The sequence below is a fragment of the Paenibacillus sp. Root444D2 genome, assembly GCF_001426375.1.
Taxonomy (GTDB): Bacteria; Bacillota; Bacilli; order Paenibacillales; family NBRC-103111; genus Paenibacillus_E.
Genome location: NZ_LMEO01000012.1, coordinates 14,428 through 41,238, shown reverse-complemented (window position 1 = coordinate 41,238; position 26,811 = coordinate 14,428). Strand labels below are relative to the sequence as shown.

Here is a 26,811-nt window from a genome sequence, read left to right as displayed (position 1 = left end):
ATGCCGATTTGGATCATTGCAAAGTATGAAATATTGCGTTTTATGCGTATGCGTTATGTACTTATTATTCAGTTTTTGATGCCGCTTTTACTTATATTCATTTTGGGGTCGGCGCTCTCAGGCGCGTTCAAAATTGAAGATCGTACGCTGAAGCCCGTTAAGGTAGATGTGGTACAGTCTGACTCAGGAGTCTTAAGCGCAGGGTTTAAAAGCTTTCTAAGCACACCGGAGTTAATGAAGATCATACAGCCTATGAACATTCAATCACGTGATGAAGCAGTAAAACGGCTCAAGTCGGGGGATTCGGAGTTTGCACTCGTCATTCCAAGTGATTTTAGCAGCCGCGTGCTTGAAGGAGAAGAAGCGGAGTGGGAGATGATACTTGGCCAAGACTATGGGCAGAATTTGACCGCTAAGATGACACTTCGCTCCTTCTTGGATCAAGTCAATTACATGCAATCCGCGATAATTTCAGCAGGCCCTGGGGCTGCGGAGCTATTGCAGAAACAAGGTAGTGACAGTTCATTTAATCCGACAGCGGAGGCTTCTTCGCATGTACGGCTAGGCAAGCTTACTTCTTCTAATTCCAACTATACAGCAATGCAGTATTACACAGCATCAATGCTAGTCATGTTTTTGTTATACTCGGGCATGGGGGCGGCATTGGGATTACAAGGAGAGAAAGAAAGGCACACGTTATCTCGATTAAATGCGATGCCCATTCATGAATATCAAATTTTATTGGGTAAAATTCTAGGGAATATGTTCAGCTCGATCGTCCAGGCAGCTCTCGTCATTGGTGCAACCATTCTGTTCTATGGTGTCGATTGGGGAAATGACTTCTTCCACCTCTTCCTGGTTTGCTTATTGATTATCGTAGCTTCGATGAGTCTAGCGATATTGATTATGCTGGCAGCAAAATCGTCAAAAGCAATCAGCACGACGTTCCAAATGATCATTCTTGCCATGACTTTTCTAAGTGGAGGCTTCACACCTCTTCCAGAAGGTCTTCTGCAGCGAATGGGGGAGTTTACGCTCAATCACTGGGCCATGCAGAGTATGTTTCGTATTATGCTCGGAAGTGACGCTGCAATCATAGGGCATCATCTACTGATCTTGGCGGGTATTAGCGGGGGATTGTTGCTCCTTTCCCTGATGGTCTATCGGAAGGCGGGATATCATGAATAGCTTATTTATAGCGCTCAATATGCTGCGTCGTACACTTTTTCAGAAAAAAGGATTTCTGATGTATTTAGTCATTCCAGCAGCAGTGGTTTCGCTAATCATTGGTGTACTTGGTCAACAGAGCGATCACGGGGTTGATATTGCTTATATCAATTTAGATCGGGGAGCGATGGGTTCCCATCTCTTGAAAGAAATTTCGATGCTGTCAGATTATCGGCTCAAAGAAGAAGCTTCTGAAACAGCGCTTAAAGAAGTTATCACGAAGCAAAAAGTGAGCAGCGCCTTTCTGATTCCTGAAGGTTTCAGCGAGACATTGATGAAAGGAGCTTCTGCGCAAATAGATATGTACCAACTAAACATCAATGAGGCTTCGATCACTCTCAAAATCAATCTGGATAGTATTCTATCTAGATATCAAGGAACGATTGAACTGCATAGCGAGCAAGGGCTCCAAGAAGCAGCGCTTCGTGAAGCCGTGGAGAAGACCATTTCTCAGATGGAGAAGCATCAGGTGAAATCGCAAGTCACTGATCTTAATTTGTACGTGAATCCGAATATGCATACGGTAATAGGTTTCATGCTGATGTTCATGATGGGGTTAATGAATAATACGGTTTCCGTGATTATGGATGATCGTAGACAACGCACAATGGCTAGAACGTATTCAGCACCGGTTCATTCTTTCGAAATTGTACTTGGAAATTTCATAGGCAGTTTCCTGGTCGGGACGCTGCAGGTGCTTGTTATCCTTTTGTTTACTCGATACGTAACGAATTATGAATATGGACTTCCGTTTGTATCGCAGTTTATTTTATTGGAGTTTTTCTTATTAGCCAGCATGGGAATTGCCAGCGCGGTAGCTAGTATGGTTAAGAATGCATCGAATATGGGCGTGATTAATTCTCTCGTTGTTACCCCAACGTGTATGCTAGGCGGATGCTTCTGGCCGATTAGCCTGATGCCGGACTGGATGCAGAAGATTGCAAATTTCGTTCCGCAAAAGTGGGTGATTGAGGCCATTCAGCGAATGGCTTCTGGTCAGACGCTGTCGCAGATGTGGATGCACATAGGCGTACTCACTTTGTTTGGACTCATTCTTTTGGGCGTCGGTTCGGTTATTCTTAGACCGGGAGATGCTGAGGTTAGTTAACTAAAGTGAAAAGGGCTATCTGCTTCTGCAGAATAGCCCTTTTGTTTATCTCTACCTGTTCGGACGATGATTTCGAAAAGATTGTGTTACAATGGTACAATAGCGTCACTCGCCTGTACACAGGCCCCAGAAACATACGAATAAAGGGAGAGAATGCAAATGGCCGTTACGGCAAATGAGGTTGCGGAATGGATGATGGAGCAGTTGAAATCCGCGGGTATTTTACATCAGAAAGAAGCAGTGGACTATATTATTCAACATTTTGGGGAATCCTTCATCTATGTGAACGAGAATGGGAATCAAGCGATTTCCAAAGATGTGAAGAAAATATTCAAAAAACTTCATGGCGGTAAAGCAGCTTGGGAGCGCGATGGATTTTTCTGGGGATGGCATTAAACACATAGGAATTGCATAGGCTGAGACCGTTTTTTTTCAGTTTAGGGCTGAAGCCGTTAGGATACAGGCATTCAGCTTTTTTTGTACGTTTTTCCTTAAAAAAATGTCAATAATCCAAGTTGCTAAAACATAGAATTCATAATAAGATAAGAGTAAGCAGATAAGTTGTCTGAATATTTAAACAAAATAATATGCGCCAATTATGGAGGGGATTGCCGTGAGTAAGAGTCATGAAGTGGAGTATTGCAACCTAGAGTTACGATTTGATCGCCGGCTAATCCGGAACTTCATTAAAGCACTCATTCAGGAAGGTTATTCTCTGTATTGGAACGAAAGCGAGCTGCAGTTCATCATTTCCATTCGCACAGGACGTAAGCTGATTAAGCTGAAATTCGAACGAATCGGTGAAAAGTATAAAATCGTAGGCAATTATTCCTTCAAAGATGAGAAGCTAGCCGAAATGATGGAGAAGCTGATTGGTGATACACGTGGTCACGCTGTAGTAAAAAGATTCAAGGATCGGCAAATTCTCATTGAGAATATTATGTTCGGTGAAATTATTCGAATGGTCGAGATTAGCGGTATCGAACATAAAGTGCTGTATCAGAAGGAGCCTGCCGTGACAGTAGAAGAAGTCATGCAAGCGCTGCGATCCAAACGTACAGATGAGCGGATTCCTATTTTGCGTATGGAGCTGGATTACGAACTAGCTACCCTGCATGATGCGATGGTTTCAGGCGATGTCAAAGCGGTCATGGAGAGTAAAACCAAGCTGATCGAAATGAGACAAGAAATGCTCTTATTGGAGATGTGAAAATGAATAGTGGAAACAAATAAAGGGAGAGTCTGTATCTAGCTATAGATATGGTCTCTCTTTAAATATATTGTAAAATTACGCTTGTTAACCCGAACATCATTGTATATAATCAATTCATGAAAGTTAAAGCGATTTAACTTTTGAGGGAATCATTTTTGAAACCAACCTAGTTTGTATTCAATTTCTAAAACAAGGGGGGAAGTAAACTCTAAAAGTTTAAGCGGTTTAACTTTAGGGACTTAGAACTCATTGCAAAGAAAACAGTGGAAGGAGCGGTTTCGCTGGGCACAAGCAGAGGAAGTCGTCGAGAAAGCAAATATTTCTATCTGTTCGTTTCACCTTGGATCATCGGCTTCATTGTCATTGTTATTTTTCTGGGTGTTTAACTCACAGGCTGGACTATTCAACTATGGGGTTTCCTTCTTCGGTATTGAGCCGATTCACTGGCTTCTCGATGAAGTTTGCGATGTGGGCGTTGAGCCAGTCACCATCACGCATTACACAATCGATTCGCTGGATCGTACTTTTGTAGAGAAATTGATTCCAGACTTTGAGAAGAAGTATCCGAACATTAAGGTCAAAGTGACGAAAACCCCTTACGAGCAATTTGATTCCAAGCTTCAATCCTCTATTGCTGCAAATAATTCACCTGACGTCACCTCTCATTGGGGTTATGGCGGATTTATGGAGTATTACAACAAAGGGATGCTCGCTGACCTTAGCTCGGTCATGCAGGCGGATGGATTCAAAGCTTCCGAATATAACGTTCCGGATGATGTGATGAACATTTATAAAGTTGACGGTAAATCATGGCATTTGAAATGCTAATTGTGGTACTTTGGAAACATGCTGTAAATCGACTTGATTACTGCAATTATAGAGCTACAGGAGTTGTTTGATATGAAAGTAAGCATCTTTGACGTCGCCAAGAAAAGCGGTTTGTCTGTTGTCACCGTTTCGCGAGTCATTAATCAAGCAGGCACCGTACGTGAAAAAAATCGCCAAAAAGTGCTGCAAGCAATGAAAGAGTTAGATTATCATCCGAATGCAGCTGCACGAAGCTTGGCTCGTGGCAAGACGGGTATCATTGGACTCGGCATTACCACATTAAATGATTCTTTTCTGGATGCAGTAGTCAAAGAGATTAACGATCGGCTTGCTGAAAAAGGTTACTTCTTAGCGCTTTCGATATCAACAGACGTGTTCGCATCTTTCGATAATTCCATGTTCCAAGAGGACCGTGTGGACGGTGTTATTATGCTCTCGCCGGTTCATGAGGATGATTATGTCATGGAATTGAAAAAGAAGAAGATTCCTTTCGTCATGCTGGATAATCAGCATATTCATCCATCGATTTCCTCTGTAATCATTGATAATTATAAAGGCGGCTACGAAGCCACGAAACATTTAATTGACCTAGGCCACACGGAGATTGCCCATATTTCCGGGCTTGAACCCTATTTAAGCAGCAGCGAGCGGCGGCGCGGTTTCGTCAGTGCGATGCAGGAGGCAGGTCTGGATCCTTCTTGGATTGAAAAAGGTAATTTCAGCATCACCTCTGGTTATCAAGCAGCAAGTCGCTGGATTCAGTCGGGGAAACTTCCGAGTGCGGTATTTGCCGCAGATGATCTGACGGCTTTTGGTGTGATGGACGCACTCAAAAATGAGGGCTACAAAATACCGCGTGATATGTCCATTGTTGGATTTGATGATCAGATTTTCTCGGAGGAATTCCGCCCCAGGTTAACAACCGTTCGTCAACCGGCGGACAAAATGGGGCAACACGGCGTCGATATTTTGCTAAAATGGATTGATGGTACAGCTAAACGTAATATAACGGTGCAATTGGAGCCGGAATTAATCATTCGAGAATCCACTACAAGAATATGAAACAAGAGATGATGGATATATAACAGGAGTTGAAAGGCATGAAATATTATTTGGGTGTAGACGCAGGCGGGAGTAAAACCTACACACTCGTAACAGATGAACAGGGACATATCATCGGTAAAGGGCACAGCGGCAATGGCAATCATCAGCTTGGTGCAAAACAAGCACTCGGAAATATTACAAGCTCCGTAGCTATGGCTCTACAGCAGGCGGGGCTTACGCACAGCGACGTTGAAAATGCCTTTTTCGGCCTTGCTGGCGCAGATCGACCGATTGATTATACGATCCTTCACCCGCTAATTAGCGGACTGGGATTCACGAATTATGGGATTGATTGTGATACCATGATTGCCTTGCGTGCCGGTACATCCCAGCCTTTTGGCGTTGTTCTAATCTGCGGAAGTGGAACGAACAGTGCCGGCAGGAACAGGCAGGGTGAGTTTTTTCAATGTGGAGGCTTCACCTATCAGTTTGGTGATTTTGGCGGAGGAGGCACTCTCGCCGTAGAGGCGTTTCGTTCTGTCATTCGGTCATGGGATGGCAGGGAGCAGCCCACGATGCTGGCTGAGCTGCTGATCAAGTTTCTTGGCTACAATTCGGTGCAGGATATGTTTGATGACTTTCTGGATAACAACAAATCCGTACCGCTTCATACGACCAAACTGGTGTTCGAAGCTGCAGAGCAGGGAGATGAGGTCGCCTGCCGCATTCTCAGGGTGCAAGGTGAAGAGCTTGGCAAGTCAGCCACAGCTGTAATTAAACGTTTAAACATGGAGCAAGAGACTTTTCAAGTTGTGCTTGCGGGCAGTGTCATTGCAAGAGGTGATGGGCCCTTTATTCACTCATATATTGAAAAGGCAGTAAGCGAAGTCGCCCCCAAAGCCACACTTGTGAAATTGAACGTCGAACCTGTGGTTGGCGCTGTTTGGATGGCGATGGAAGCCGCAGGCAGCCCCGTTACAACAGAAGTATACGAGAAACTCCGGGCCGTGTCCGATTATCAAAGCATACAAATTATTAGACAAGACTAGGAAGTGAGTGCAATGAGAGATGCATTGAAAATTGCCATCATTGGCGGAGGTTCATCTTATACGCCGGAAATCGTAGAAGGTTTTATTTTAAGATATGCCCAGCTGCCTGTAAGAGAGCTTTGGTTTGTGGATGTGGAAGAAGGTAAGCACAAGCTGGAAATCGTCGGTAATTTGGCGAAAAGGATGATCGAGAAGTCCGGTTTGCCGATCGAGGTGCACTTAACCTTGGATCGCAGAAAAGCGATCGAAAATGCCGATTTCGTAAGTACGCAAATGCGCGTAGGTCTTTTGGAAGCCCGTAAATGGGATGAGCATATTCCTAATAAATACGGCGTTATTGGTCAGGAAACGACCGGTCCGGGCGGGATGATGAAAGCACTTCGTACGATTCCTGTACTGCTTGATATTTGTAAGGACATCGAAGAACTGAGCCCTAATGCGTGGCTGCTGAATTTCACGAATCCTGCAGGTATGGTGACTGAGGCTATTCATAAGTACTCCAACGTGAAAAGCATAGGCCTTTGCAATGCGCCGATCGGCTTGCAGAAGTGGTTAATGAACAAGTATGATGCTGCTCCTGAACAGATATACACCGAGTTCGTTGGGTTAAACCATCTTCACTGGGTAACACGCGCTGAAATCAGAGGCGAGGATAAATTAGCTGAATTGCTGGATCGCAAAGAAGAATATAGCGGCAAAAACGTTCCGGCAAGCGAATGGGATGCGGATTTCTTGCGTTCGCTTCAAGCCCTGCCTTCCTATTATTTGAAATATTTTTACATGACGGATATCATGCTCGAAGAACAGCTGGCATCACTCAAAGAAAACGGTACTCGGGCGGAAGTTGTGAAACGCGTTGAGGATGAATTGTTCGAGCTTTATCAAGATCCTGACTTGCAGGAGAAGCCAAAACAGCTGGAGAAACGCGGGGGCGCTTATTATTCCGAAGCAGCTGTCAATCTCATGGATTCCATTTACAATGACAAGCGGGATATCCAAACGCTGAACGTTATGAACGACAACATCATCGACTTTTTGCCGAAAGATGCTTGTATTGAAGTGAATTGTGTCATTACAGCTAATGGCCCTATTCCAATGGGCTTGACCAAAGTTCCCGAACATATCAAAGGCCTTATTCATGCAGTCAAAACATATGAACGCCTCACCATTGAAGCAGCCGTTACAGGCAGTAGAGATCTCGTTCTACAAGCATTGGTTCATCATCCCTTGGTGCCGTCAGTGGCAGTAGCTAAGACGCTTATGGAAGAAATGCTGGAGAAGAATAAAGCGTATTTACAGGCTTTTTTCAAATAATACAAGAAGAGGAAGCTCCCTGAGAAGGGAGCTTTTTTGACAGATAAGAATTTATATGTTTTGGGGTAAGCTTCGCTTACCCCTTATTTATCTTTGGTTATGGTTTGGGGTAGTGAAAATTCCCCCGATTATTCCCCCGTATTTAGCATGGTTATTTTTGTGTCCTGATTTATGGGAGAAGTGGGGGATTCGGAAAGGAAGTTGTACAACGTACAACAATTTCCTTGTTTTGAGCAAGCAAAGCTGAAGATGTTGTATGCTGTACAACAATTCAGCCCTTTTATAGGCAATTGGGCTGCTTTTGGATGAAATTGTTGTATTTTCTGCAACAATCGCGTGAAGAACATGGATTTGCTTGCAAAATGTTGGACAACGTACAACAATGCTACGGGTGAGTAAGGTGTGTTGGCAGCGTAACAAGCTTGCGTCAACCTTTACAAACAATCTCCTCTAAAGAGAGCGAAAGCCTTTTTTTCACTGCAAAAAAGACTATTGTTAACGTGTGCATAGATGTGATATGCTTCAGATAGAGGTGAGGGTATGAGCGTTACCATTAAGGATATTGCCAAGCTTGCAGGTGTGTCTCATACAACGGTTTCCAGAGCACTGAACAACAGTCCGCTCATTCAAGAGGAGACGAAGGAGCGCATCCGAATCATCGCTGAACAGATGGATTACACGCCTAATTACAGCGCGAAGAGTTTGGTACTGGATCGTTCGTATAACTTAGGACTGTTCTTTACCACACTAAGTCAAGGAACTTCCGCCGGCTTCTTCTATGAAGCTATCCGTGGTGTCAACAGTGTCATACAAGATCGTTACCAATTGATCGTGAAAGGGATTGACGATTACACCAGCTTTCACTCGATTACGCGGAAAAGCTTCGACGGCATTGTTGTTGTCAGTCAGAGTGATGACGATCAAGCCATCATTGACCACATTGCCAGTAAAGGTATCCCGCAAGTTGTGCTGAATCGCCCTGTTGAAACTTCAGGCGTGCTGAATGTTCTCTCCGATGAGGAGCAAGGCGCATTTCTGGCAGCCTCTTATTTGATTGAGCAGGGACATAAGCGTATTGCTCTCATTGAGGGTCGCAAAGGATTTAAATCTGCGCAGAATCGGAAAGACGGCTTCGAACGAGCCATGAGGCATTACCAGATTACCGTTCCACCCGCCTATCGCATGCCAGGCTTATACGATCTGGAGAGTGGACATAAAGCCATGCAGCAATTTCTGACGCTGGATGAAAGACCGACGGCCGTATTTTGCTGTAATGATGAAATGGCGCTTGGGGCGATGAAAGCGGTGTCGGAAGCCGGGATGAACGTGCCTAACGACATCTCAGTGGTAGGCTTTGACGACACGGTATTCGCAGCCTACGTAACCCCAGCACTGACAACCGTTCGCAGACCGATTGAGCAAATTAGCAGAGAAGGCGCTTTGCGACTTCTTGGAAATATAGAGAACAAGCAGCACGAAACGGAGCAATTGCTTTTAAAAACAGAGTTGATCGTGCGGGAATCTGTACGATTATTGACACCATAAGGAAAGAGGGATTAGTTGATGAGCATTCTGAGAGAGTTATTAAATGATATTCCGATTCCACCAATGGTTAAGATTCGGCAGAAGTTTGATCGTACCATTTTGGAAAATCCAGAGTTGGAATTAGTGAATAAGCTTGCCAGCAGTGGTGTTATGGAAAGCATACATCCCGGACAACAGGTTGCTGTTGCTGTGGGAAGCAGAGGGATCGCTAATATTGCAGGCTTCACCAAAACGACCATTGACGCTATTAAAGATAGAGGTGCGTTCCCGTTCATCGTTCCTTGTATGGGAAGTCACGGTGGTGCTACAGCTGAGGGACAGACGGAAGTATTACTGCATTTTGGCATTACGGAAGCCTCGATGGGCGCGCCTATTCGTTCTTCCATGGAAGTTGTACAGATCGATCAGCTGCCTAACGGCTTGCCTGTTTATGTAGATCGCATTGCTTCAGAGGCAGATGCTATCGTCGTTATTAACCGTGTGAAGCCGCATACGGCGTTTCGCGGACGTATTGAGAGCGGGATCATGAAGATGATCGCCATCGGGTTAGGCAAGCAGAAAGGCGCTGAAGCCTGCCATCAGCTTGGCTTCAAATACATGGCAGAGAATGTGCCGGCCATGGCTAATTTGATGATCGAGAAGCTGCCCATCGTGTTCGGTGTCGCGCTAGTAGAAAATGCCTATGACGAGACTTGCCAAGTGGAAGTGCTGCCTGCTGCTGAAATTGAAGTGCGTGAGGAACAATTGCTAATTGAAGCGAAATCGCGTCTGCCGAAAATTTTATTCGACGAAATCGATGTCCTTGTGATTGATTATATTGGCAAAAATATTAGCGGCGATGGTATGGATCCCAACGTTACCGGCCGCTACCCAACTCCTTACGCGCATGGCGGTCCAGATGTTGCCAAAATGGTTGTACTGGACTTAACGCCAGAAACGAAGGGTAACGCCAACGGTGTAGGGACGGCTGATTTCACCACACAAAGACTAGTGGATAAAACGAATTTGGAGTTCACTTACGCGAACGGATTAACATCAACCGTCTGTGCGCCTACCAAGATCGCAACAACGCTGGAGAACGATTTCTACGCGATCAAGGCAGCCGTTAAAACATGTAACATCCTAGATTACACGACGTGCAAACTAGTTCGGATTCAAGATACACTTCATCTGGGCGAAATTGAAATTTCCGTAAATTTGTTAGACGCAGCTCGTCAGCATCCGGATATTGAAATTCTATCAGAACCATATGAACTTTCATTTGATGCAGAGGGGAATATTAGCAAATGACAGTTGACGCAGTCAGAGATAAGCCTTACATTATCGCGGCAGATATTGGGACAACGAGCACGAAGACACTCGTGATCGATCGGGATGGTCGAGTTCTAGCTTCGCACTCGATTGAATATCCCCTTTTCACACCGGCCGCTGATCGGGCCGAGCAAGATCCAGAACAAATCTTCAATGCCGTTGTGCAAGGTATTGGCGCTGTTGTTCGCAAGCTTAATATCACATCTGACCAAGTACTCTGCGTCTCCTTCAGTTCGGCCATGCACAGTCTCATTGCTGTTGACAAGCAGACGAAGCCACTGACTGCATGCATCACATGGGCGGATAATCGCAGTGCGCAATATGCAGAGGAGCTTAAGCGCACCGGACTAGGTCAGCAGATTTACTCGCGGACAGGAACGCCGATTCACCCGATGTCACCTCTTCTTAAATTGATGTGGTTCCGTGATAACGAGCCAGGGCTCGTCAAGGAAACTTACAAGTTCATCGGCATCAAGGAGTATGTCTTCGCGAAGCTGTTTGGTCGTTATCTCATTGACCACTCACTTGCCAGTGCAACAGGGCTATTCAATCTGGAGAAGCTCGATTGGGATGCAGAAGCGCTTGGTCAGGCCGGTGTGACGCCGGAGCAGCTTTCTGAGCTGGTGCCGACAACGTACCGCGTAGAAGGGCTCAGCGCCGAGTTAGCCTCTGCAATGGGCTTGTCCGTGAACACGCCGTTCATTATCGGCGCGTCCGACGGTGTCCTCGCGAATCTCGGCGTTGGCGCTTTCGAGCCGGGTGTCGTTGCTGTCACCATCGGCACCAGCGGTGCTGTGCGCAGCGTCGTCACCAAACCGCAAACCGACCCCGAAGGCAAGCTGTTCTGCTATGCGCTAACAGAAAACTTCTGGGTCGTGGGCGGACCGATCAACAACGGCGGTATCGTTTTCCGTTGGGTGAGAGACCAGATCGCTACGGCGGAAGCCGAAGAAGCCCGCCGCCAGGGAATCGATCCCTATGATTATTTGACGGAGCTTGCGTCACAAGTGGCTGCGGGCTCTGATGGCCTGCTGTTCCTGCCGCTGCTTTCCGGCGAACGTGCGCCTTATTGGAATGCGAATGCACGCGGTGTTTACTTCGGGCTCTCACTTAGCCATCAGAAGAAGCATATGATTCGTGCAGCGCTCGAGGGCGTCATGTTCTCGATCCAAGCAGTTAGCGCTTCCTTGGAAAGGCTTATGGGACCTGCCACTGTGATTCGCGCGTCCGGCGGATTTGCCCGATCTGATTTTTGGCGCCAGATGATGACGAATATGCTCGGCACATCCGTCACGGTTCCGGATTCGATTGAAAGCTCAGGGATCGGAGCAGCTTTGCTAGGACTGCTCGCAATGGGGGAAATCGAAGATCTAACTCACGCTCATCAATGGATTCAGGTAGGAAAGGCTCACGAGGTGAATGAAAACGATTATCGCATCTATCAACAATTGACATCTATTTATACAAGCGTATATCATCAGTTAAAAGATCAATTCGATGCGATTACCGCCTTTCAACAACAGCACCTACGGAGCCCTCAATGATAAATTAGCTTAGGCTTGTTAAGAAGGTTTGCCAAGCAAAATGCCGGAGGGGACGAAGACAATGAATTTATTCAATCTTACAGGGAAAACAGCAGTTATTATTGGCGGCAACAGCACACTTGGAGGCTCTATGGCTCTTGCCTTGGCTGGACACGGAGCGAAAGTAGCCATCGTCGGTCGTAATCAAGAGAAAAGTGATCAGGTTCGTGAGAGCATTGAAGCTATTGGCGGGGAAGCAAATACCTTTCAAGCGGATGCAACGAGAAGGGAAGATTTGGAGCTTGTTCTCAAAGAAGTTATCGCTTGGTCCGGCGGTGCGGATATTCTAATGAACTGCCCTGGCAAAAATAGTGCCACGCCTTTCTTTGACATTTCCATGGAAGAATGGGATTCTATTATGGAGGTTAATTTGAAAAGTGTCGTGTTAGCCTGCCAAGTGTTTGGGAAATACATGGTTGATCGAGGAGAAGGAGGAAGTATTATTAATATTTCATCCGTTTCGTCAGATCCTCCGCTTTCCCGTGTATTCACTTACTCCGCTTCCAAAGCAGCTGTCAATAACATCACGCAGAATCTAGCCCGTGAATTCGCTCCGAGCCGCGTCCGTGTTAACGCGATTATTCCTGGATTCTTCCCAGCGGAGCAGAATCGTAAAATTCTGTCGCCGGAACGTGTCGAGTCCATTATGCGTCATACGCCTATGAATCGATTCGGTGAAGCGTCTGAGCTTCAGGGTGCTGCTGTGTTCCTTGCTTCTGAACAAGCTTCTAGCTTTGTTACAGGTTCTGTTTTAAGAGTGGATGGCGGTTTTGGCGCGATGACGATTTAAATATTTATATATCGGAAGGGTGTATGAGAGAGATGTCTAAACAACAAATTGGTGTAGTCGGTCTAGCGGTTATGGGTAAAAACTTGGCTTTAAACATCGAGAGCAGAGGATTCACTGTTTCCGTTTTTAACCGTTCTGCTGAAAAAACAAAAGAGCTTCTGCAAGAAGCCCCAGGCAAACAATTAGTAGGTACATACAGCATTGAAGAATTCGTGCAATCACTTGAAGTTCCGCGCAAAATTTTGATTATGGTTAAAGCAGGCGGTCCTACTGATGATACCATTAACCAACTTGTTCCTTTTTTGGATAAAGGCGATATCCTGATCGATGGAGGTAATGCGTTCTTCCCAGATACACAGCGCCGCAATAAAGAGCTTGCTGAGAAAGGTATTCGCTTCGTTGGTACAGGTGTTTCCGGCGGTGAAGAAGGCGCGCTTAAAGGCCCATCTATTATGCCAGGCGGACAAGAAGACGCATATAAACTCGTTGAGCCTATTCTTACTGCGATTTCTGCCAAAGTGGGCGACGATGCTTGCTGTACTTATATCGGACCTGATGGCGCTGGTCATTACGTGAAAATGGTGCATAACGGCATTGAGTATGGCGATATGCAGCTTATTTGCGAAGCCTACCAATTGTTGAAAGATGTTCTGAATGTAAGCGTAGAAGAGCTTCATGAGATCTTCACAGAATGGAACAATGGCGAGCTGGACAGCTACTTGATCGAAATTACACGTGATATTTTCACCAAATATGATGCTGAAACCGGCAAGCCTATGGTTGACGTTATTCTGGATTCCGCCGGTCAAAAAGGAACAGGAAAATGGACCAGTCAAAGTGCTCTTGATCTTGGCGTACCGCTTTCCATTATTACAGAATCCGTATTCTCCCGTTTCATCTCCGCGATGAAGGAAGAACGCGTAGCGGCAAGCAAAGTGCTCAAAGGACCTGATGCTCCAGCCTTTACAGGCGATCGCAAAGCGTTTATCGAGGCTGTTCGCCAAGCGCTTTACGCAAGTAAAATTTGTTCTTATGCCCAAGGCTTTGCTCAAATGAGAGCTGCTTCCGAGGAATATAATTGGGATCTGAAATATGGCAACATCGCAAAGATCTTCCGTGGCGGCTGTATCATTCGTGCTAGATTCCTGCAAAATATTATGGAAGCCTATGACCACGAGCCTGGACTCAAAAACCTGCTGCTTGATTCTTACTTCAACGGTGTCGTTGATAACTATCAACAATCATGGAGACAAGTCATTGCAGAAGCGGTTACCCGCGGTATTGCTGTTCCGTCTTTCGCATCGGCACTTGCTTACTACGATAGCTACCGTACAGAAAGATTGCCAGCTAGCTTGCTGCAAGCGCAGCGCGATTATTTTGGAGCACACACGTTCCAACGTGTGGACAAAGAAGGTTCCTTCCACTTCAATTGGATGGAAAACTAAGAGGATAAGGCCTTTTAAGCCTCTTCCTGCAAACCGTATGCCGCTTCACGCAGCCACATTTTCAAACGATCGGCCTCTTGATCAAAGCCGTTCCGTCTGTGAATGAGCATCAGGGAGACTTCGGCAAAATAGCGAAAATTTCTTAATAATCGTGGTTGAGTAAGACCTTGCATAAGCGGGTCTTCTTCAGCCACTTTTTTCTTAATAAACTCCAGTATCCACACAACATCCTCTTTGCAAAGCGTATAGCTTGGGTGTAAAATTTGCTCCAGTTTGCCTTTTGTGCGGTTTTGATAGGCAACAGTTGGGTTCAAAGCTCCATCTCTCCTTGTCGGCATATGGTCTCTCTTAAAATCTTAACTGTTTGTGCTGGAATTTATTCACACTACTATATGATTTTTTGGTGGATTGTATTCATGTCGATTTGGCTATGTTATGATGTTGGGAAAGTTTGTATGAACAGCATATGGGAAAAGGGGATTTAACGTGACAGCAAGCAATATTGTACTTGTAGGATTTATGGGGACTGGCAAGTCAACAGTTGGAAAGAAGCTGGCTGAGCAGCTGGGATGGATCTTTCAAGATTCAGACGCAGTTCTGGAAGAAGAGCATCAGAAAAGCATTTCTGACTTGTTTCGTAATCATGGTGAATCGCATTTTCGCGCTTTGGAAAGTAAAGCGTTGGAACATATATTAGCTCGTAAAGGACAAATTGTGGCAACAGGCGGTGGCGCAGTGCTGGCCGAGTGTAACCGAGCTTGTATGCTGCAGAATAGCTTTGTGGTAGCGCTGAAAGCAGCACCTGAGATCATCATTCAAAGAGTGAGCAGCGATACCAGTCGTCCTTTGCTGCAGGGGAATTTAGAGGAACGCGTTCACCTGCTCCTTGAACAACGTAAGTCTGCCTATGACTTCGCGCATGCGGTTATTGATACTACGCAATTAACAACGGACGAAATCACAGCACTTATCATCCAGAAAGTTGAAGCGGAGAGACTTTGAGCTCCACTCAAAGATCCCTATATTAGGAGGAGGGGACAAGCTTAGAAGCTTAGTCCTCCCACTCCAGCATGCCGCCTGTCATGTTTTTAAGACCTTTATAGCCTTGAGCCTCCAAGAAGCTAATTGCGCGCCCACTGCGGTTTCCGCTGCGGCAAACGAGAATAAGCTCTTCGACTTGGGGAATTTCGCTGAGGCGATCTGGCAACTGAGCTAGCGGAATATGTTTAGCTCCTCGGATGATACCGGCAGCTACTTCTTCATCTTCGCGAACATCGACAATCGCTAGTTGTTCGCCGCGGTCCAGTCTTTCTTTGATTTCGGAAGGTAAAATCGTATCCATTTTCGGACCTCCATGCTTGATATGTTGGGAAGAAACCCCATTACAAGTAATGATAGAAACAAAAAGTCAAGATGTCAAACCTACGGTTAATAACAGGAGTTGTGTGACCATGCTGTACATTGGTTTAGCCGGGATATTAGGCGCCATTGCCCGATTTGGGCTCTCCTCTCTATGGAATCCTACAACGGCGTCCGTTTTTCCTTGGGGAACTTTTTTTTGTAATTTAACCGGCTGTCTGATACTTGGTTTTATAACATTCGCCGAAAAGCTTCCCATACCTACTAAACTTCGACTACCGATAACAACTGGTTTTATTGGATCTTTTACTACGTTCTCTACCTTCAGCTATGAAACCATGAGCATGCTAAATCATGGGCATATGATCCTTGCCGCTCTTTATGTTTTGGGAAGTTTATGGGGAGGACTCGGTGCTGCATGGCTGGGTGTGCATATAGGTGAGTCAGTTCGAGGGGGCGTAAGTTGATCATGATGACATGGTTATGGCCCATTTGCCTGGTAGGTTTTGGAGGATTCTTTGGCGCAATTTGCCGATTTCAGCTTGGGTCTTACATTGCCAAAAGGTTCCCAAGTTCTATTCCGTATGGTACACTGACAATAAATCTTTTGGGTTGTTTTTTGCTTGGCTTGTTGATGAGATATCATGCATTTGACGATTGGAAACTGTTGATCGGCACGGGTTTTATGGGTGCTTTTACCACTTTTTCCACATTAAATCTGGAAAGCATAAAGCAGCTCCGTGCTGGACTATGGCAAGCTTGGATCCTATATACACTGCTCAGTTATACCGGTGGAATTCTACTGACTTTCCTCGGATATTACATATAAACTCTTACGAAGGAGATATCAACGACATGAAAGCCATCGTGAAACCAACCGCCCATCTACAAGGGGAAATAAACGCTCTCTCTTCCAAAAACTACACAACCCGCTATTTGCTAATTGGAGCACTTGCAGACGGGACGAGCACCATCTATTATCCGGCTCATAGTGAAGATAGTGATGCCATGAGACGTTGTGTTCGTGATTTGGGTGCAATTATTGAAGAAGATGATGAGAAAATCGTTATTACGGGTTTTGGTAAGCATCCCAAGAATGTTTCTGAACTTAATGTAGGAAATGCCGGAGCTGTACTTCGCTTTTTGATGTCCACAGCCGCATTTTGTCCTGATGTGACATTTGTAAACACATATCCCGAATCTTTGGGCAAGCGTCCGCATGATGATCTCATTGATACTTTGCAACAAATGGGTGTGGAAGTACAACATTCTAACGGACGTCTGCCGATAACTATTAAAGGGGGACAACCACGCGGTGGCAAGCTCACTGTTTCAGGTAATGTCAGTTCCCAGTTCTTAAGCTCTCTCTTATTTATGACACCTCTGCTAGAAGAGGATAGTGAGATTGAAGTGCTGCATGATTTGAAATCCAAAATTATTGTAGGTCAAACACTAGAAGTATTAGAACAGGCTGGAATTATTGTGCACGCCAGCGAAGACCTTATGCACTACCGCATTCCAGGTAGACAATCCTATCAAGCCAAAGAATATGTCATTCAAGGCGATTACCCGGGCTCTGCTGCGATTCTAGCAGCTGCGGCTGTAACGAATTCTGATGTACGCGTTCTTCGTCTCGAAGAGAATAGCAAGCAGGGTGAGAAGGCTTGTGTGGATGTCCTGCGAGCAATGGGTGTCAATTTAACTCATGACAATGGTGTTGTGCATGTGAAAGGCAACCAGAAGCTGGTTGCTGGTGAGTTTGATGGGGATCACTTTACAGATGCCGTACTAGCTATGGTTGCAGCAGCTGTATTTGCAGAAGGTACGTCCCGTTTCTACAATGTCGAAAATTTACGCTATAAAGAGTGCGACCGTATCACTGATTATTTGAACGAACTGCTTAAAGCCGGAGCTGATGTAGAAGAACGCCAAAGTGAAATCATCGTGCATGGTAAACCACAAGGTGTTACAGGCGGAGTCGAAATTAATGCTCATTTCGATCACAGAGTGATTATGGCTTTAACTGTTGTAGGTCTTCGTTCTGAGAAGGGTTTGATCATTCATGATGCCCATCATGTGGCCAAGTCCTACCCGCAGTACTTTGACCATTTACGTTCCATTGGTGCTCAGGTTGAACTTGTGAGTGAGACATAGATTCCCAAAACAACGAATGGGTGAGTCAGCATGACGATTATTTGGCAGGGTTTAAAGGTGACGTTCGGTTTCTTCCTCGTTGCTGGGCTTGTGTTTGCAAGCAGTGTATTTGCTGTATTGCTGTATGCTAAAGCGACTGGTAAAGAACCAGCGTTATTTGCATCCAGTCCCGCGATACTTGCTGCCAAGCCTACAGCTTCCGTGAAAGTAAACGAGGTTGCTTCTCCGCCGCCAGCTATCCAGATAAAAAAATCAGCAATGATTGATGCACCTGTCTTTGCTCAACTGCCAGAACTGCCAGCAGGTTGTGAAATTACAAGTTTAACGATGCTGCTGCAGTATCATGGTATTACAAAAAGCAAAATGGAACTTGCTGCAGAAATGCCTAAGGATGACACACCGGCCACTTTAAATGCGGACGGTACAATTGCTTATTGGGGAAATCCTAATACAGGTTTCGTAGGCGATGTCACTCGGAAGCAAAGAGGTTTTGGCATCTATCATGCTGGACTATTTCCACTGTTGAAATCGTATATACCTCAAGCCATTGACATTACAGGCGAGTCTTTCGAGCTGTATGAGCAGCAGATTGCGAATGATATTCCGGTTATTATTTGGACCACGATTGATTTCAACCTACCTTACAAATGGGTAACTTGGGATTCACCTAAGGGACCTATCAAGACGACATATGCTGAACATGCTGTATTATTGGTAGGATATGATGAGAATAATGTATACTTGAATGATCCATTAAGCGGGAAAAAGCAAGTGCAGGTAAACAAAAATCAGTTTATCGACAGTTGGACCGCAATGGGGAAACAAGGTCTCACGTATTTGAAAAAATAGGAGGGAAACTGATGACGACTTTTGAAAATCCGTCAAGAGAGCACATTAAGGAGATCCTAGCGAGTGCAGGTAATATTGCCGTAGTGGGTTTATCTGATAAACCAGACCGTACATCGTATATGGTTTCCGCGGCTATGCAAAGCAGAGGATACCGGATCATTCCTGTCAATCCGAACGCTACTGAAATACTGGGTGAGAAGTGCTACGCTTCTTTATCTGATATTCCTGAACCTGTAGATATCGTCAATGTGTTTCGCCGTGCAGATCAAGTAGTTCCTGTCGCTGAAGAAGCCGTTAAAATTAAAGCGAAGGTTTTCTGGCTCCAGCTCGATATTGTAAATGAAGAAGCCGGACGTATTGCTAGCGAAGCCGGATTAGAAGTCATTATGAACCGCTGTATTAAAGTAGAAGATGCGATTCTAAATCCTAGAAATAACTAAAATTAACGCATTTTGGACAAAGCTAAAAACCGCTTTTCTCTTACCATATAGGTAAGGGAGAAGCGGTTTTTCTGTATGTTAGGAACTAAGCTTTTAAAATATCATGGTCGACGTACCGTTCACCATTTAATTCGCTAATCACATTAATTGCGACTTTAGCACCATCACCGGCCGTAACGATTGTATGCATACTGACGCCAGCTGTAGTACCTGCTGCCCATACACCTTTAAGGCTGGAGTTACCTTGTGCATCAGCATCAACGACAGTTTTGATGCGTGGTTCTGTTCCTGGCCTCGTCTGAATGCCCGAAGCTTCAGCAAGCTCAACGGATAGCCCTGTTGCAAGAATAACATGCTTTCCTTCATAAACCCCGTTATCGGTCGTTACCTGGAAACCATCTTCGATTTTTGCCAATTGTTCCGCTTTGCCTTGTACGAATTCAGTCCCGCTGCACTAGATCCTGCTGGGCCTGCTCCAATAATGATAACGTCGTATGTCATTACAGTAACTCCTCCTACTAAGAGAATGGGATACAAAAGAATTATGGCTTAGCCGATAATTGATAGTCAATTTTCTAAGGAACATCCCAATGGCTTCCATAAATAAAAAATCAACAAGCGGAGAGAATAAAAAAGGCCCCAAAAAAGGTGTCCAAAAATAATGAGAGTCTGAGGAGGATTTACACATGTACAACAATAACAACAGCTTTGGGAATGCTTCCCAAGGTTATCAATCTTCACAAGGTTTTCAGGGGAATAATGCGCAATACCAAGGTTACCAAAAACAGTACCAACCGATTGGGGCTGTACAATCTTTCTATAATCAATCTAACGCTGGTCAAACTAACCAGGGATACAATCAAGGATTCAATCAAGGATTCAACCAAATGAATTCTCAAGTATCTCAAGCAACTTCTCCAGAGTCTTTTCACACTGCGAATTATCGCGGAAATCAACCAGGCCATGATGCTTACAAACGCAGCGATTCTTCAATGCCTGCTCAACAGCAACAATCAAGCTTCCAAAGCGGATATTCCTCCTATATCCCAATGAACAACCAATTTGCTTCTAACGAATCTCAGCAATTTGGTTATGCTATTCCCCAACAACAACCGTTTATTCCTAGTCAGTTCAGCAGCTCGGTACAGATGAATCAACAACCTTTTGCACAAGCTAATGTTTCTCCAAACGCTTTTCATATGGCGAACTATCGTGGAAATCAACCTGGGCATGATGCGTATAAGCGTGGTGATTCCTCGACACCTTCTCAGCAATCCTTCCAAAGTGGCTATGGATCACAGCAAAGCATGCAGCAAAACATGCCACAACAATCGCTTCAATCTTTTAATACCGGATTTAATACTTCAGGTATGGGGCAACAATTCGGATCCAATCCCTCGTTTTAATAGGGGAACCGTTTCGAATGAGTTTACGAGCAGGTCGAACGCCGACCTGCTTATTTTATTTTGACAAACAGACTAACAAGCTTTACGATTTAATAAAAGAGAGCTTATCTTACGATGCAAGTTTTCTGCGAAAACGCTAAGCTTATGCTTACGATGTCTGTTTTGCTAAAGCAAAACTTTTAGGAGGTAGCATACGTTTGAACTGGATGGGGAACTTACAACAGCTTGGCCGCTCATTAATGCTGCCTACCATTGCGCTTCCTATCGCTGCTGTGTTGCTTCGTCTAGGGGATCTACCTTGGGATGTCATTCACGCATCTAGCTTAGGGGATATGCTGCTGTTGGCTGGGAATACGGTCTTCGATTATATTCCAATCATATTCGCTGTTGGTGTGGCGCTTGGTCTTACAGAAAGCGCAGGGATTGCTGGTTTATCAGCCATGCTGGGCTATTTTATGTTCACGAGACTAATTGAACATGAGCTGGGGACTCAATTTCAACTGGGTGTACCAGGTGGGATATTAATCGGATTACTGGCTGCTATTATTTACCATCGCTGTAAAGAGATTAAGCTCCCGGAATACATACAATTTTTCGGTGGCCCCCGCATAGTTCCGCTTATTATGGGACTGTCCACGCTTGTAGTGTCTTATATTATGATCACTATTGGCCCCTACTTAGAAATGGGGATGGGCAAGCTCTCCAATTGGCTGCTTGGATTGGGCGGTGTAGGTGCCTTTATCTATGGTATCGCGCATCGTCTTCTCGTACCGTCGGGTTTGCATCATATTTTGAATAACTTTTTCTGGTTTCAAGTAGGTGCTTATCAGACGCCAACGGGACATATGGCTTATGGGGATTTACCTAGGTATTTTGCCGGAGATCCGACAGCAGGTATGTATATGGCCGGCTTATATCCCATTATGATGTTTGCCCTCCCAGCAATCGCTTTTGCGATAATTGGGGAAGCGCGGGAAGATTTGAAGCCGAAGATTAAAGCGACATTCTTGACGGCAGCGCTAGCTTCTTTTTTAACCGGCGTTACTGAGCCTATTGAATTTGCCTTTCTCTTTGTAGCTCCGTATTTATTTGTTATTCATGCGATTTTGTCTGGAGCGGCCATGTGGTTGGCTTATGAATTAAATATTCAACACGGTTTTTCTTATTCAGCCGGGGCCATCGACTATGTCATTAATTTGCACCTATCGCATAACGGTTTATTGCTCATACCGATCGGTATCGTCTATGGACTTCTCTATTATTTCTTGTTCCGCTGGGCTATACGGCGGTTTCAGATTCCTACGCCTGGTAGAGAAGAAGGCTCCTCACTCGAAGAGTGGGCTGGCGATATTCCATATCGATCTCCACTTATTTTGCAAGCACTCGGTGGGAAAGACAATATTAAGAAGATTGAAGCCTGCATTACCAGATTGCGTCTTACACTTGTCAATGATCGTTTGATGGACATCACGGCATTACGACACTTAGGAGCAGCAGGCGTCATCCGTCTTGGAGGAGGCAATGTTCAGGTCGTGTTCGGAACATTCTCAGAGCTAATTCGTGAAGAGATTATGAAAGTATTGCGCAAGGATATTCATGTCGTGTTATTTACTTCACCAATGCAAGGACGCATGATCCCGATTGAAGAAGTGCCAGATCGTATCTTTGCTTCGCGTTTGGTAGGAAACGGCGTTGCTTTTATTCCCGAGAAGGGAGAACTGGTTTCTCCTGTTGCGGGGACCATTATGCACATTTATCCGACCATGCATGCCCTTGGCATCTTGACCGAGGAAGGTTTGGAGGTCCTGCTGCACATTGGCATTGATACGTCTAGTTTGCCGGGCAAATGTTTTAACGCGGTTGTAAAAGAAGGAGATCACGTGGAACCGGGGCAACTGCTTGTTAAGTTTAACTATAATAAAGTCAAAAAATTCGCCTCATCGATGGCGACACCGATGATTATTACGAATCCCGATCTTGTTAAATCTTGGAGCTTTGCTCCATTTAAAGCTGTCAAAAAAGGCCAAGGTTCTGTGATGTCGGTTGTCCTAAAGCCTACTAAACAAACGGGGGGGACGAATGGATGATCAGAGGAATAGGAGCGTCTTCAGGGATTGCGATGGGTCAGGCTTTTGTCATACCTACCTGGGAGTGGGATTTTCCTGAGAAAATGATTGATGTCACCGATTTGTCATATGAATTTGAACGTTTGTATGATGGTATTCGATCTTCCAAAGACGAGCTTGAGATCATTAAGCAAGAGATTAAGGATGTTGTTGGACAAGATCAAGCCTATATTTTTGATGCACATTTGGCGATTTTGGAAGATCCCATTTTTATGAACGAAATTCAAGGGATTATTGAGCTGCAGTACAAGGCGGCAGAAGTTGCTGTAAAAGAAGTTATCGATAAATTTGTCGATATGTTTAATCTCATTGACGACGAATATATGAAGGAACGAGCGCTTGATATTAAAGATGTCGGAAACCGGCTTCTGAAGCACTTGCTTGGCGATACAAGCTCAACGGTACCACCGATCGATCATCCTTACATATTGGTCGCCAAAGAGCTAACGCCATCTCAATTGGCTCATTTGGAGCCGGCTAATGTGCTTGGTCTGTTAACGATTCTCGGTGGCACGCATTCGCACGTATCCATTATGGCAAGAGCAATGTCCGTACCGTATGTGCTTGGTTTGGAAGGGAAGCTTCTGCGCCCCATTCAAAATGGCGATTTTCTAATTATCGATGGACAAGAGGGTACCTTATACATCAATCCTGATAAAATAACAATTGAGCGGTATCAAGCGCGCAAAAAGAATTGGCTCGAGTTCAAAGAAAGCTTGCAAGAGATAGCTGACGTTGCCCCGGTAACGTTGGACAAGAGCTATGTGAATTTACATGCCAATATCAATTCCGTGTTGGAGATCGATCAGGTTTTACGTAACGGGGCTTCTGGGGTAGGTTTGTTCCGGACGGAATATCTTTACATGGACCGCGATTCGCTGCCCAGCGAAGACGAACAGTATGAAGTTTATCGTCATGCAGCCAGGCAGCTGAAAGGCCGTCCCATTGTAATCCGAACGCTCGATATTGGCGGAGATAAAAAGCTCGATTATTTGCCGCTTGCAAAAGAAGATAATCCATTTCTGGGGTATCGGGCGATTCGTATCTCGCTGGACCGTAAAGACCTATTTATGACACAGCTTAGAGCGATTCTAAGGGCCAGCCACTACGGTAATGTGAAAATTATGTATCCTATGGTTACTTCCTTGGATGAGGTGCGTCAGGCTAAAGCTCTGCTCGAGAAGGCCAAGGCCGAATTACAAGCACAAGGCTTGCCATATAATGCAAATATCGAAGTTGGATTAACGATTGAAGTACCCGCCGCAGCTCTCATCGCGGATGTCCTTGCAAGTGAAGTGAATTTTATGAGCATTGGAACGAACGATCTTGTTCAATATGTTTTAGCTGTTGACAGGATGAATGAAAACATCGCGCATTTATATAATCCCTATCATCCGGCAGTTATTAGGCTTCTCAAACATGTGATCGACTCGGCCAAAAGTGTAGGAATTCCCGTAGGCGTTTGTGGTGAAATGGCGGGTGACATCCGAGCGCTTCCGATATGGCTGGGATTGGGAATAGAAGAACTAAGTATTTCGGTGCAGACACTATTACAAGTGAAACACCGTTTACTAAGCAGTGACGCTAGGAAATGCAAACAGCTAGTCAATGAAATTTTAGTTTGCAAAACAAGTGATGAAATCATAGAACTGCTTGCTCAAACCGAACAAACTGAATCCATTGTAGGAGGAAATTAGCATGGAATTGACAGGAACGAAAGTATTAGCATTTGTTGATGAAGAATTTGAAGACTTGGAAATGTGGTATCCCGTTCTACGGTTGCGTGAATCCGGGGTCGTTGTGGATATTGTCGGTCCAAAGGCAAAAACAGTGTATCACGGTAAATATGGCGTACCCATTACGACAAACTATGCCTTCGATGAAGTAAAGTCTTCCGATTACATCGGCCTTTATGTTCCAGGAGGATGGGCGCCTGATAAGCTTCGTCGTTATCCGGACGTGATTCGTCTAACGCAGGAGTTTCACGCGGCAGTTAAACCGATTGCTCAAATCTGTCATGCAGGTTGGGTACTGATTTCGGCGAAAATCGTAAAGGGGTACACGATGACGTCTACGCCAGGCATTCGAGATGATCTTGAAAATGCGGGAGCAACTTGGTTGGACGAAGAAGTAGTTGTCGATCGCAACATCATTTCGGGGCGTCGCCCGCCAGATCTTCCTGCATTTTCCAAGCGTTTTGTGGATGAGCTTATTCAATTTAATAAACAACAGGAAAAGTAACATTCAACTACCATAGGTGGCAAAAACTACTACTCTTCATTCGGCAGGAAATCGATTAAAATCGTAGAATATCATAGTACAAGCAACTCATGTACATGCCGCCCGCCAGTGAAGGAGTGTTAGAATGCAAAAGTATTGTAAGTGCGGACGCACGATGAACCTTCGTCTTCGTACGGTTATTTATCAGAACAAAGTCGACATTGAAAATGTGCCTATTTACTCATGTGAAGCATGTGGTCGCAGTGAAGTTGTTCCTCATGTCAAACCCGAACTTACCGGTTTAATCGGTAGGCTGGGGAGTAAGCCTGAGAAGCAGCAGCTCTTTTTTCATGAACTTTCGGAAGTTGCTTTTCTGCTGCTGAAGGTGACTGAAAAAGAGCATATGAATGATTCCATGGAAAAGATCGTTGAAGAACGAATCAATGAACTTTTGGACATCTTATTGCTGGCACAATCGCTGGGTGATGAACCATGGACCGAAGAAATTCGCAAGCGGTTATCACAAATCACACAGAGTGCAATATCGACATAAGCAGTATGTGGCCAATCCCAATGGGGGTTGGCTTTTATACATAATGTGTACATCTTTTGAAAAACATTGAAATTATTTTCAAAGCATTTTCAATATACATTGCAAGATGGATTAATTTGTCGTATCATAACGATAATATACTAGGATCGCAGAATACTTTTGAAAATGGAGAGAGTAACCGTGACCGTAACCATTTATGATGTAGCAAGAGAAGCAGGAGTTTCGATGGCAACCGTTTCTAGGGTTGTAAACAACAATCCTAACGTTAAGCCACAAACACGTAAGAAGGTTTTTGAAGCCATTGAGCGGCTCGGTTACCGCCCTAATGCGGTAGCGAGGGGTTTAGCTAGTAAGAAGACAACGACAGTTGGTGTTGTCATTCCCGATATTTCCAATTCCATTTTTGCTGAAGTAGCACGTGGGATTGAGGATATTGCCAATATGTACCATTACAATATCATTTTGTGTAATGCGGACAAGAAGAAAGAAAAAGAAATTCGTGTTATTAACACCTTGCTTGAGAAGCAGGTTGATGGATTGCTCTTCATGGGTGGCGTAGTAACAGAGGAACATACACAGGCATTCCGTACGTCTTCCGTACCTGTCGTTTTATGCGGCACGAAGGATGAGAACCAAGCGATGGCATCCGTTGATATCGATCACGAGGAAGCTGCTTTCGATGCTGTAAATGTACTTATTAAAGCCGGTCATCGTGACATTGCGATGATATCCGGAACGCTGCATGATCCAGCGAATGGATTTGCGCGTTATCAAGGTTACAAAAAAGCATTGGATGAAGCAGGTATTCCACTGCGTGATGAATATGTTCGCATTGGGAACTATCGTTATGAGTCAAGTGTAGACGCTGTGAACTATTTCTTGGAGCTTTCACCACGACCAACAGCGATCTTCTCCGCTACAGACGAGATGGCGATTGGTGCCATTCATACGATTCAAGACAATGGACTCAGAGTACCGCAAGATATCGCCGTCATTAGTGTGGACAATATCCGCATGGCTTCCATGGTTAGACCGACTTTAACGACAGTAGCCCAACCGATGTATGATATCGGCGCCGTGTCGATGCGTCTTCTAACGAAGTTGATGAATAAAGAGTCAACGGATCATATGCAGGTTATCCTGCCGCACGAAGTTATTTACCGCAATTCCGTTACACAATCTTAATCAAAACAAACCTCTAAGCGAGGTCATTCCTTTGGGAGTGATCTCCGTAGAGGTTTTCTCAT

At 44.9% G+C, this 26,811-nt stretch carries 27 protein-coding genes and 1 pseudogene; 25 read left to right on the top strand and 3 right to left on the bottom strand.

Annotation, left to right across the window (positions count from 1 at the left end; all coding sequences use genetic code 11):
* The 13 genes from ASD40_RS08895 (at window position 1) to gndA (ending at window position 14,457) form a co-directional block, all read left to right on the top strand.
* A complete protein-coding gene (locus tag ASD40_RS08895; RefSeq protein WP_057302963.1) occupies window positions 1–1,188 on the top strand; it encodes an ABC transporter permease in 1,188 nt (395 codons plus the stop codon).
* A complete protein-coding gene (locus tag ASD40_RS08890; RefSeq protein ID WP_057302962.1) occupies window positions 1,181–2,335 on the top strand; it encodes an ABC transporter permease in 1,155 nt (384 codons plus the stop codon). The genes ASD40_RS08895 and ASD40_RS08890 overlap by 8 nt, the downstream gene beginning before the upstream one ends.
* A gap of 159 nt (window positions 2,336–2,494) precedes the next feature.
* On the top strand, window positions 2,495–2,731 hold the full coding sequence (locus ASD40_RS08885) for a DUF6953 family protein (protein ID WP_056833181.1): 237 nt from the start codon (window positions 2,495–2,497) through the stop codon (window positions 2,729–2,731).
* Between the two features lie 217 nt (window positions 2,732–2,948).
* Window positions 2,949–3,545, top strand: coding sequence for a hypothetical protein (locus ASD40_RS08880; RefSeq protein ID WP_057302961.1), 597 nt, complete (start codon window positions 2,949–2,951; stop codon window positions 3,543–3,545).
* A gap of 252 nt (window positions 3,546–3,797) precedes the next feature.
* Window positions 3,798–4,376 carry an ABC transporter substrate-binding protein gene (locus tag ASD40_RS08875; RefSeq protein ID WP_057302960.1) on the top strand — a complete coding sequence of 193 codons (579 nt, stop codon included), beginning with the start codon at window positions 3,798–3,800 and terminating at the stop codon, window positions 4,374–4,376.
* 72 nt (window positions 4,377–4,448) lie between these two features.
* On the top strand, window positions 4,449–5,438 hold the full coding sequence (locus ASD40_RS08870) for a LacI family DNA-binding transcriptional regulator (protein WP_057302959.1): 990 nt from the start codon (window positions 4,449–4,451) through the stop codon (window positions 5,436–5,438).
* A gap of 38 nt (window positions 5,439–5,476) precedes the next feature.
* The gene (locus ASD40_RS08865; protein WP_057302958.1) at window positions 5,477–6,469 is read left to right on the top strand and encodes an N-acetylglucosamine kinase; all 993 of its coding nucleotides are present in this window, start codon (window positions 5,477–5,479) and stop codon (window positions 6,467–6,469) included.
* A 12-nt stretch (window positions 6,470–6,481) separates the two neighbouring features.
* A complete protein-coding gene (locus ASD40_RS08860; protein ID WP_057302957.1) occupies window positions 6,482–7,783 on the top strand; it encodes a 6-phospho-beta-glucosidase in 1,302 nt (433 codons plus the stop codon).
* 540 nt (window positions 7,784–8,323) lie between these two features.
* Window positions 8,324–9,328, top strand: coding sequence for a LacI family DNA-binding transcriptional regulator (locus tag ASD40_RS08855; RefSeq protein WP_057302956.1), 1,005 nt, complete (start codon window positions 8,324–8,326; stop codon window positions 9,326–9,328).
* An 18-nt stretch (window positions 9,329–9,346) separates the two neighbouring features.
* Complete coding sequence (locus tag ASD40_RS08850) at window positions 9,347–10,618, top strand: lactate racemase domain-containing protein (protein ID WP_057302955.1); 1,272 nt, start codon at window positions 9,347–9,349, stop codon at window positions 10,616–10,618.
* On the top strand, window positions 10,615–12,183 hold the full coding sequence (gntK, locus tag ASD40_RS08845; RefSeq protein ID WP_057302954.1) for a gluconokinase: 1,569 nt from the start codon (window positions 10,615–10,617) through the stop codon (window positions 12,181–12,183). The genes ASD40_RS08850 and gntK overlap by 4 nt, the downstream gene beginning before the upstream one ends.
* Window positions 12,184–12,244: 61 nt before the next feature.
* The gene (locus ASD40_RS08840; protein WP_057302953.1) at window positions 12,245–13,012 is read left to right on the top strand and encodes an SDR family oxidoreductase; all 768 of its coding nucleotides are present in this window, start codon (window positions 12,245–12,247) and stop codon (window positions 13,010–13,012) included.
* A gap of 32 nt (window positions 13,013–13,044) precedes the next feature.
* Window positions 13,045–14,457 carry an NADP-dependent phosphogluconate dehydrogenase gene (gene gndA / locus ASD40_RS08835; RefSeq protein ID WP_057302952.1) on the top strand — a complete coding sequence of 471 codons (1,413 nt, stop codon included), beginning with the start codon at window positions 13,045–13,047 and terminating at the stop codon, window positions 14,455–14,457.
* 14 nt (window positions 14,458–14,471) lie between these two features.
* Here gndA and ASD40_RS08830 read toward each other — a convergent pair whose 3' ends face one another.
* Entirely contained in the window at window positions 14,472–14,795 is a 324-nt protein-coding gene (locus tag ASD40_RS08830; protein WP_057302951.1) for a hypothetical protein, read from the bottom strand.
* Between the two features lie 148 nt (window positions 14,796–14,943).
* Here ASD40_RS08830 and ASD40_RS08825 point away from each other — a divergent pair, with 148 nt between their 5' ends.
* Window positions 14,944–15,459: a shikimate kinase gene (locus tag ASD40_RS08825; protein WP_156389944.1), complete on the top strand. Its 516-nt coding sequence runs from the start codon at window positions 14,944–14,946 to the stop codon at window positions 15,457–15,459.
* A gap of 49 nt (window positions 15,460–15,508) precedes the next feature.
* Here the strand turns inward: ASD40_RS08825 and ASD40_RS08820 are convergent, their stop codons facing one another.
* Complete coding sequence (locus ASD40_RS08820; protein WP_057302950.1) at window positions 15,509–15,799, bottom strand: rhodanese-like domain-containing protein; 291 nt, start codon at window positions 15,797–15,799, stop codon at window positions 15,509–15,511.
* Between the two features lie 109 nt (window positions 15,800–15,908).
* Between ASD40_RS08820 and crcB (ASD40_RS08815) the strand changes: the two genes are divergently transcribed.
* The 5 genes from crcB (ASD40_RS08815) to ASD40_RS08795 are packed head-to-tail and all read left to right on the top strand — an operon-like array spanning window position 15,909 to window position 19,259.
* Window positions 15,909–16,283, top strand: coding sequence for a fluoride efflux transporter CrcB (crcB, locus tag ASD40_RS08815; protein WP_057302949.1), 375 nt, complete (start codon window positions 15,909–15,911; stop codon window positions 16,281–16,283).
* A gap of 2 nt (window positions 16,284–16,285) precedes the next feature.
* The gene (gene crcB, locus ASD40_RS08810) at window positions 16,286–16,645 is read left to right on the top strand and encodes a fluoride efflux transporter CrcB (RefSeq protein ID WP_057302948.1); all 360 of its coding nucleotides are present in this window, start codon (window positions 16,286–16,288) and stop codon (window positions 16,643–16,645) included.
* A 26-nt stretch (window positions 16,646–16,671) separates the two neighbouring features.
* A complete protein-coding gene (gene aroA, locus ASD40_RS08805; RefSeq protein WP_057302947.1) occupies window positions 16,672–17,970 on the top strand; it encodes a 3-phosphoshikimate 1-carboxyvinyltransferase in 1,299 nt (432 codons plus the stop codon).
* Between the two features lie 30 nt (window positions 17,971–18,000).
* Window positions 18,001–18,819, top strand: coding sequence for a C39 family peptidase (locus tag ASD40_RS08800; protein ID WP_057302946.1), 819 nt, complete (start codon window positions 18,001–18,003; stop codon window positions 18,817–18,819).
* Window positions 18,820–18,830: 11 nt separating this feature from the next.
* Window positions 18,831–19,259 carry a CoA-binding protein gene (locus tag ASD40_RS08795; RefSeq protein WP_057302945.1) on the top strand — a complete coding sequence of 143 codons (429 nt, stop codon included), beginning with the start codon at window positions 18,831–18,833 and terminating at the stop codon, window positions 19,257–19,259.
* A gap of 85 nt (window positions 19,260–19,344) precedes the next feature.
* Here the strand turns inward: ASD40_RS08795 and ASD40_RS08790 are convergent.
* Window positions 19,345–19,707: pseudogene (locus ASD40_RS08790) on the bottom strand (pyridine nucleotide-disulfide oxidoreductase); the annotation flags it as partial.
* 238 nt (window positions 19,708–19,945) lie between these two features.
* Here ASD40_RS08790 and ASD40_RS08785 point away from each other — a divergent pair.
* The 6 genes from ASD40_RS08785 (at window position 19,946) to ccpA (ending at window position 26,749) form a co-directional block, all read left to right on the top strand.
* On the top strand, window positions 19,946–20,665 hold the full coding sequence (locus ASD40_RS08785; RefSeq protein WP_057302944.1) for a hypothetical protein: 720 nt from the start codon (window positions 19,946–19,948) through the stop codon (window positions 20,663–20,665).
* 197 nt (window positions 20,666–20,862) lie between these two features.
* The gene (locus tag ASD40_RS08780; protein ID WP_057302943.1) at window positions 20,863–22,752 is read left to right on the top strand and encodes a glucose PTS transporter subunit IIA; all 1,890 of its coding nucleotides are present in this window, start codon (window positions 20,863–20,865) and stop codon (window positions 22,750–22,752) included.
* Window positions 22,749–24,488 carry a phosphoenolpyruvate--protein phosphotransferase gene (gene ptsP / locus ASD40_RS08775; protein WP_057302942.1) on the top strand — a complete coding sequence of 580 codons (1,740 nt, stop codon included), beginning with the start codon at window positions 22,749–22,751 and terminating at the stop codon, window positions 24,486–24,488. The genes ASD40_RS08780 and ptsP overlap by 4 nt, the downstream gene beginning before the upstream one ends.
* A gap of 1 nt (window position 24,489) precedes the next feature.
* The gene (locus ASD40_RS08770; protein WP_057302941.1) at window positions 24,490–25,032 is read left to right on the top strand and encodes a type 1 glutamine amidotransferase domain-containing protein; all 543 of its coding nucleotides are present in this window, start codon (window positions 24,490–24,492) and stop codon (window positions 25,030–25,032) included.
* A 124-nt stretch (window positions 25,033–25,156) separates the two neighbouring features.
* Window positions 25,157–25,564 (top strand): hypothetical protein, encoded by a 408-nt coding sequence (locus ASD40_RS08765; RefSeq protein ID WP_029195585.1) that lies wholly within the window; start codon window positions 25,157–25,159, stop codon window positions 25,562–25,564.
* 180 nt (window positions 25,565–25,744) lie between these two features.
* Window positions 25,745–26,749: a catabolite control protein A gene (ccpA, locus tag ASD40_RS08760; RefSeq protein ID WP_057302940.1), complete on the top strand. Its 1,005-nt coding sequence runs from the start codon at window positions 25,745–25,747 to the stop codon at window positions 26,747–26,749.
* Window positions 26,750–26,811: the final 62 nt, after the last annotated feature.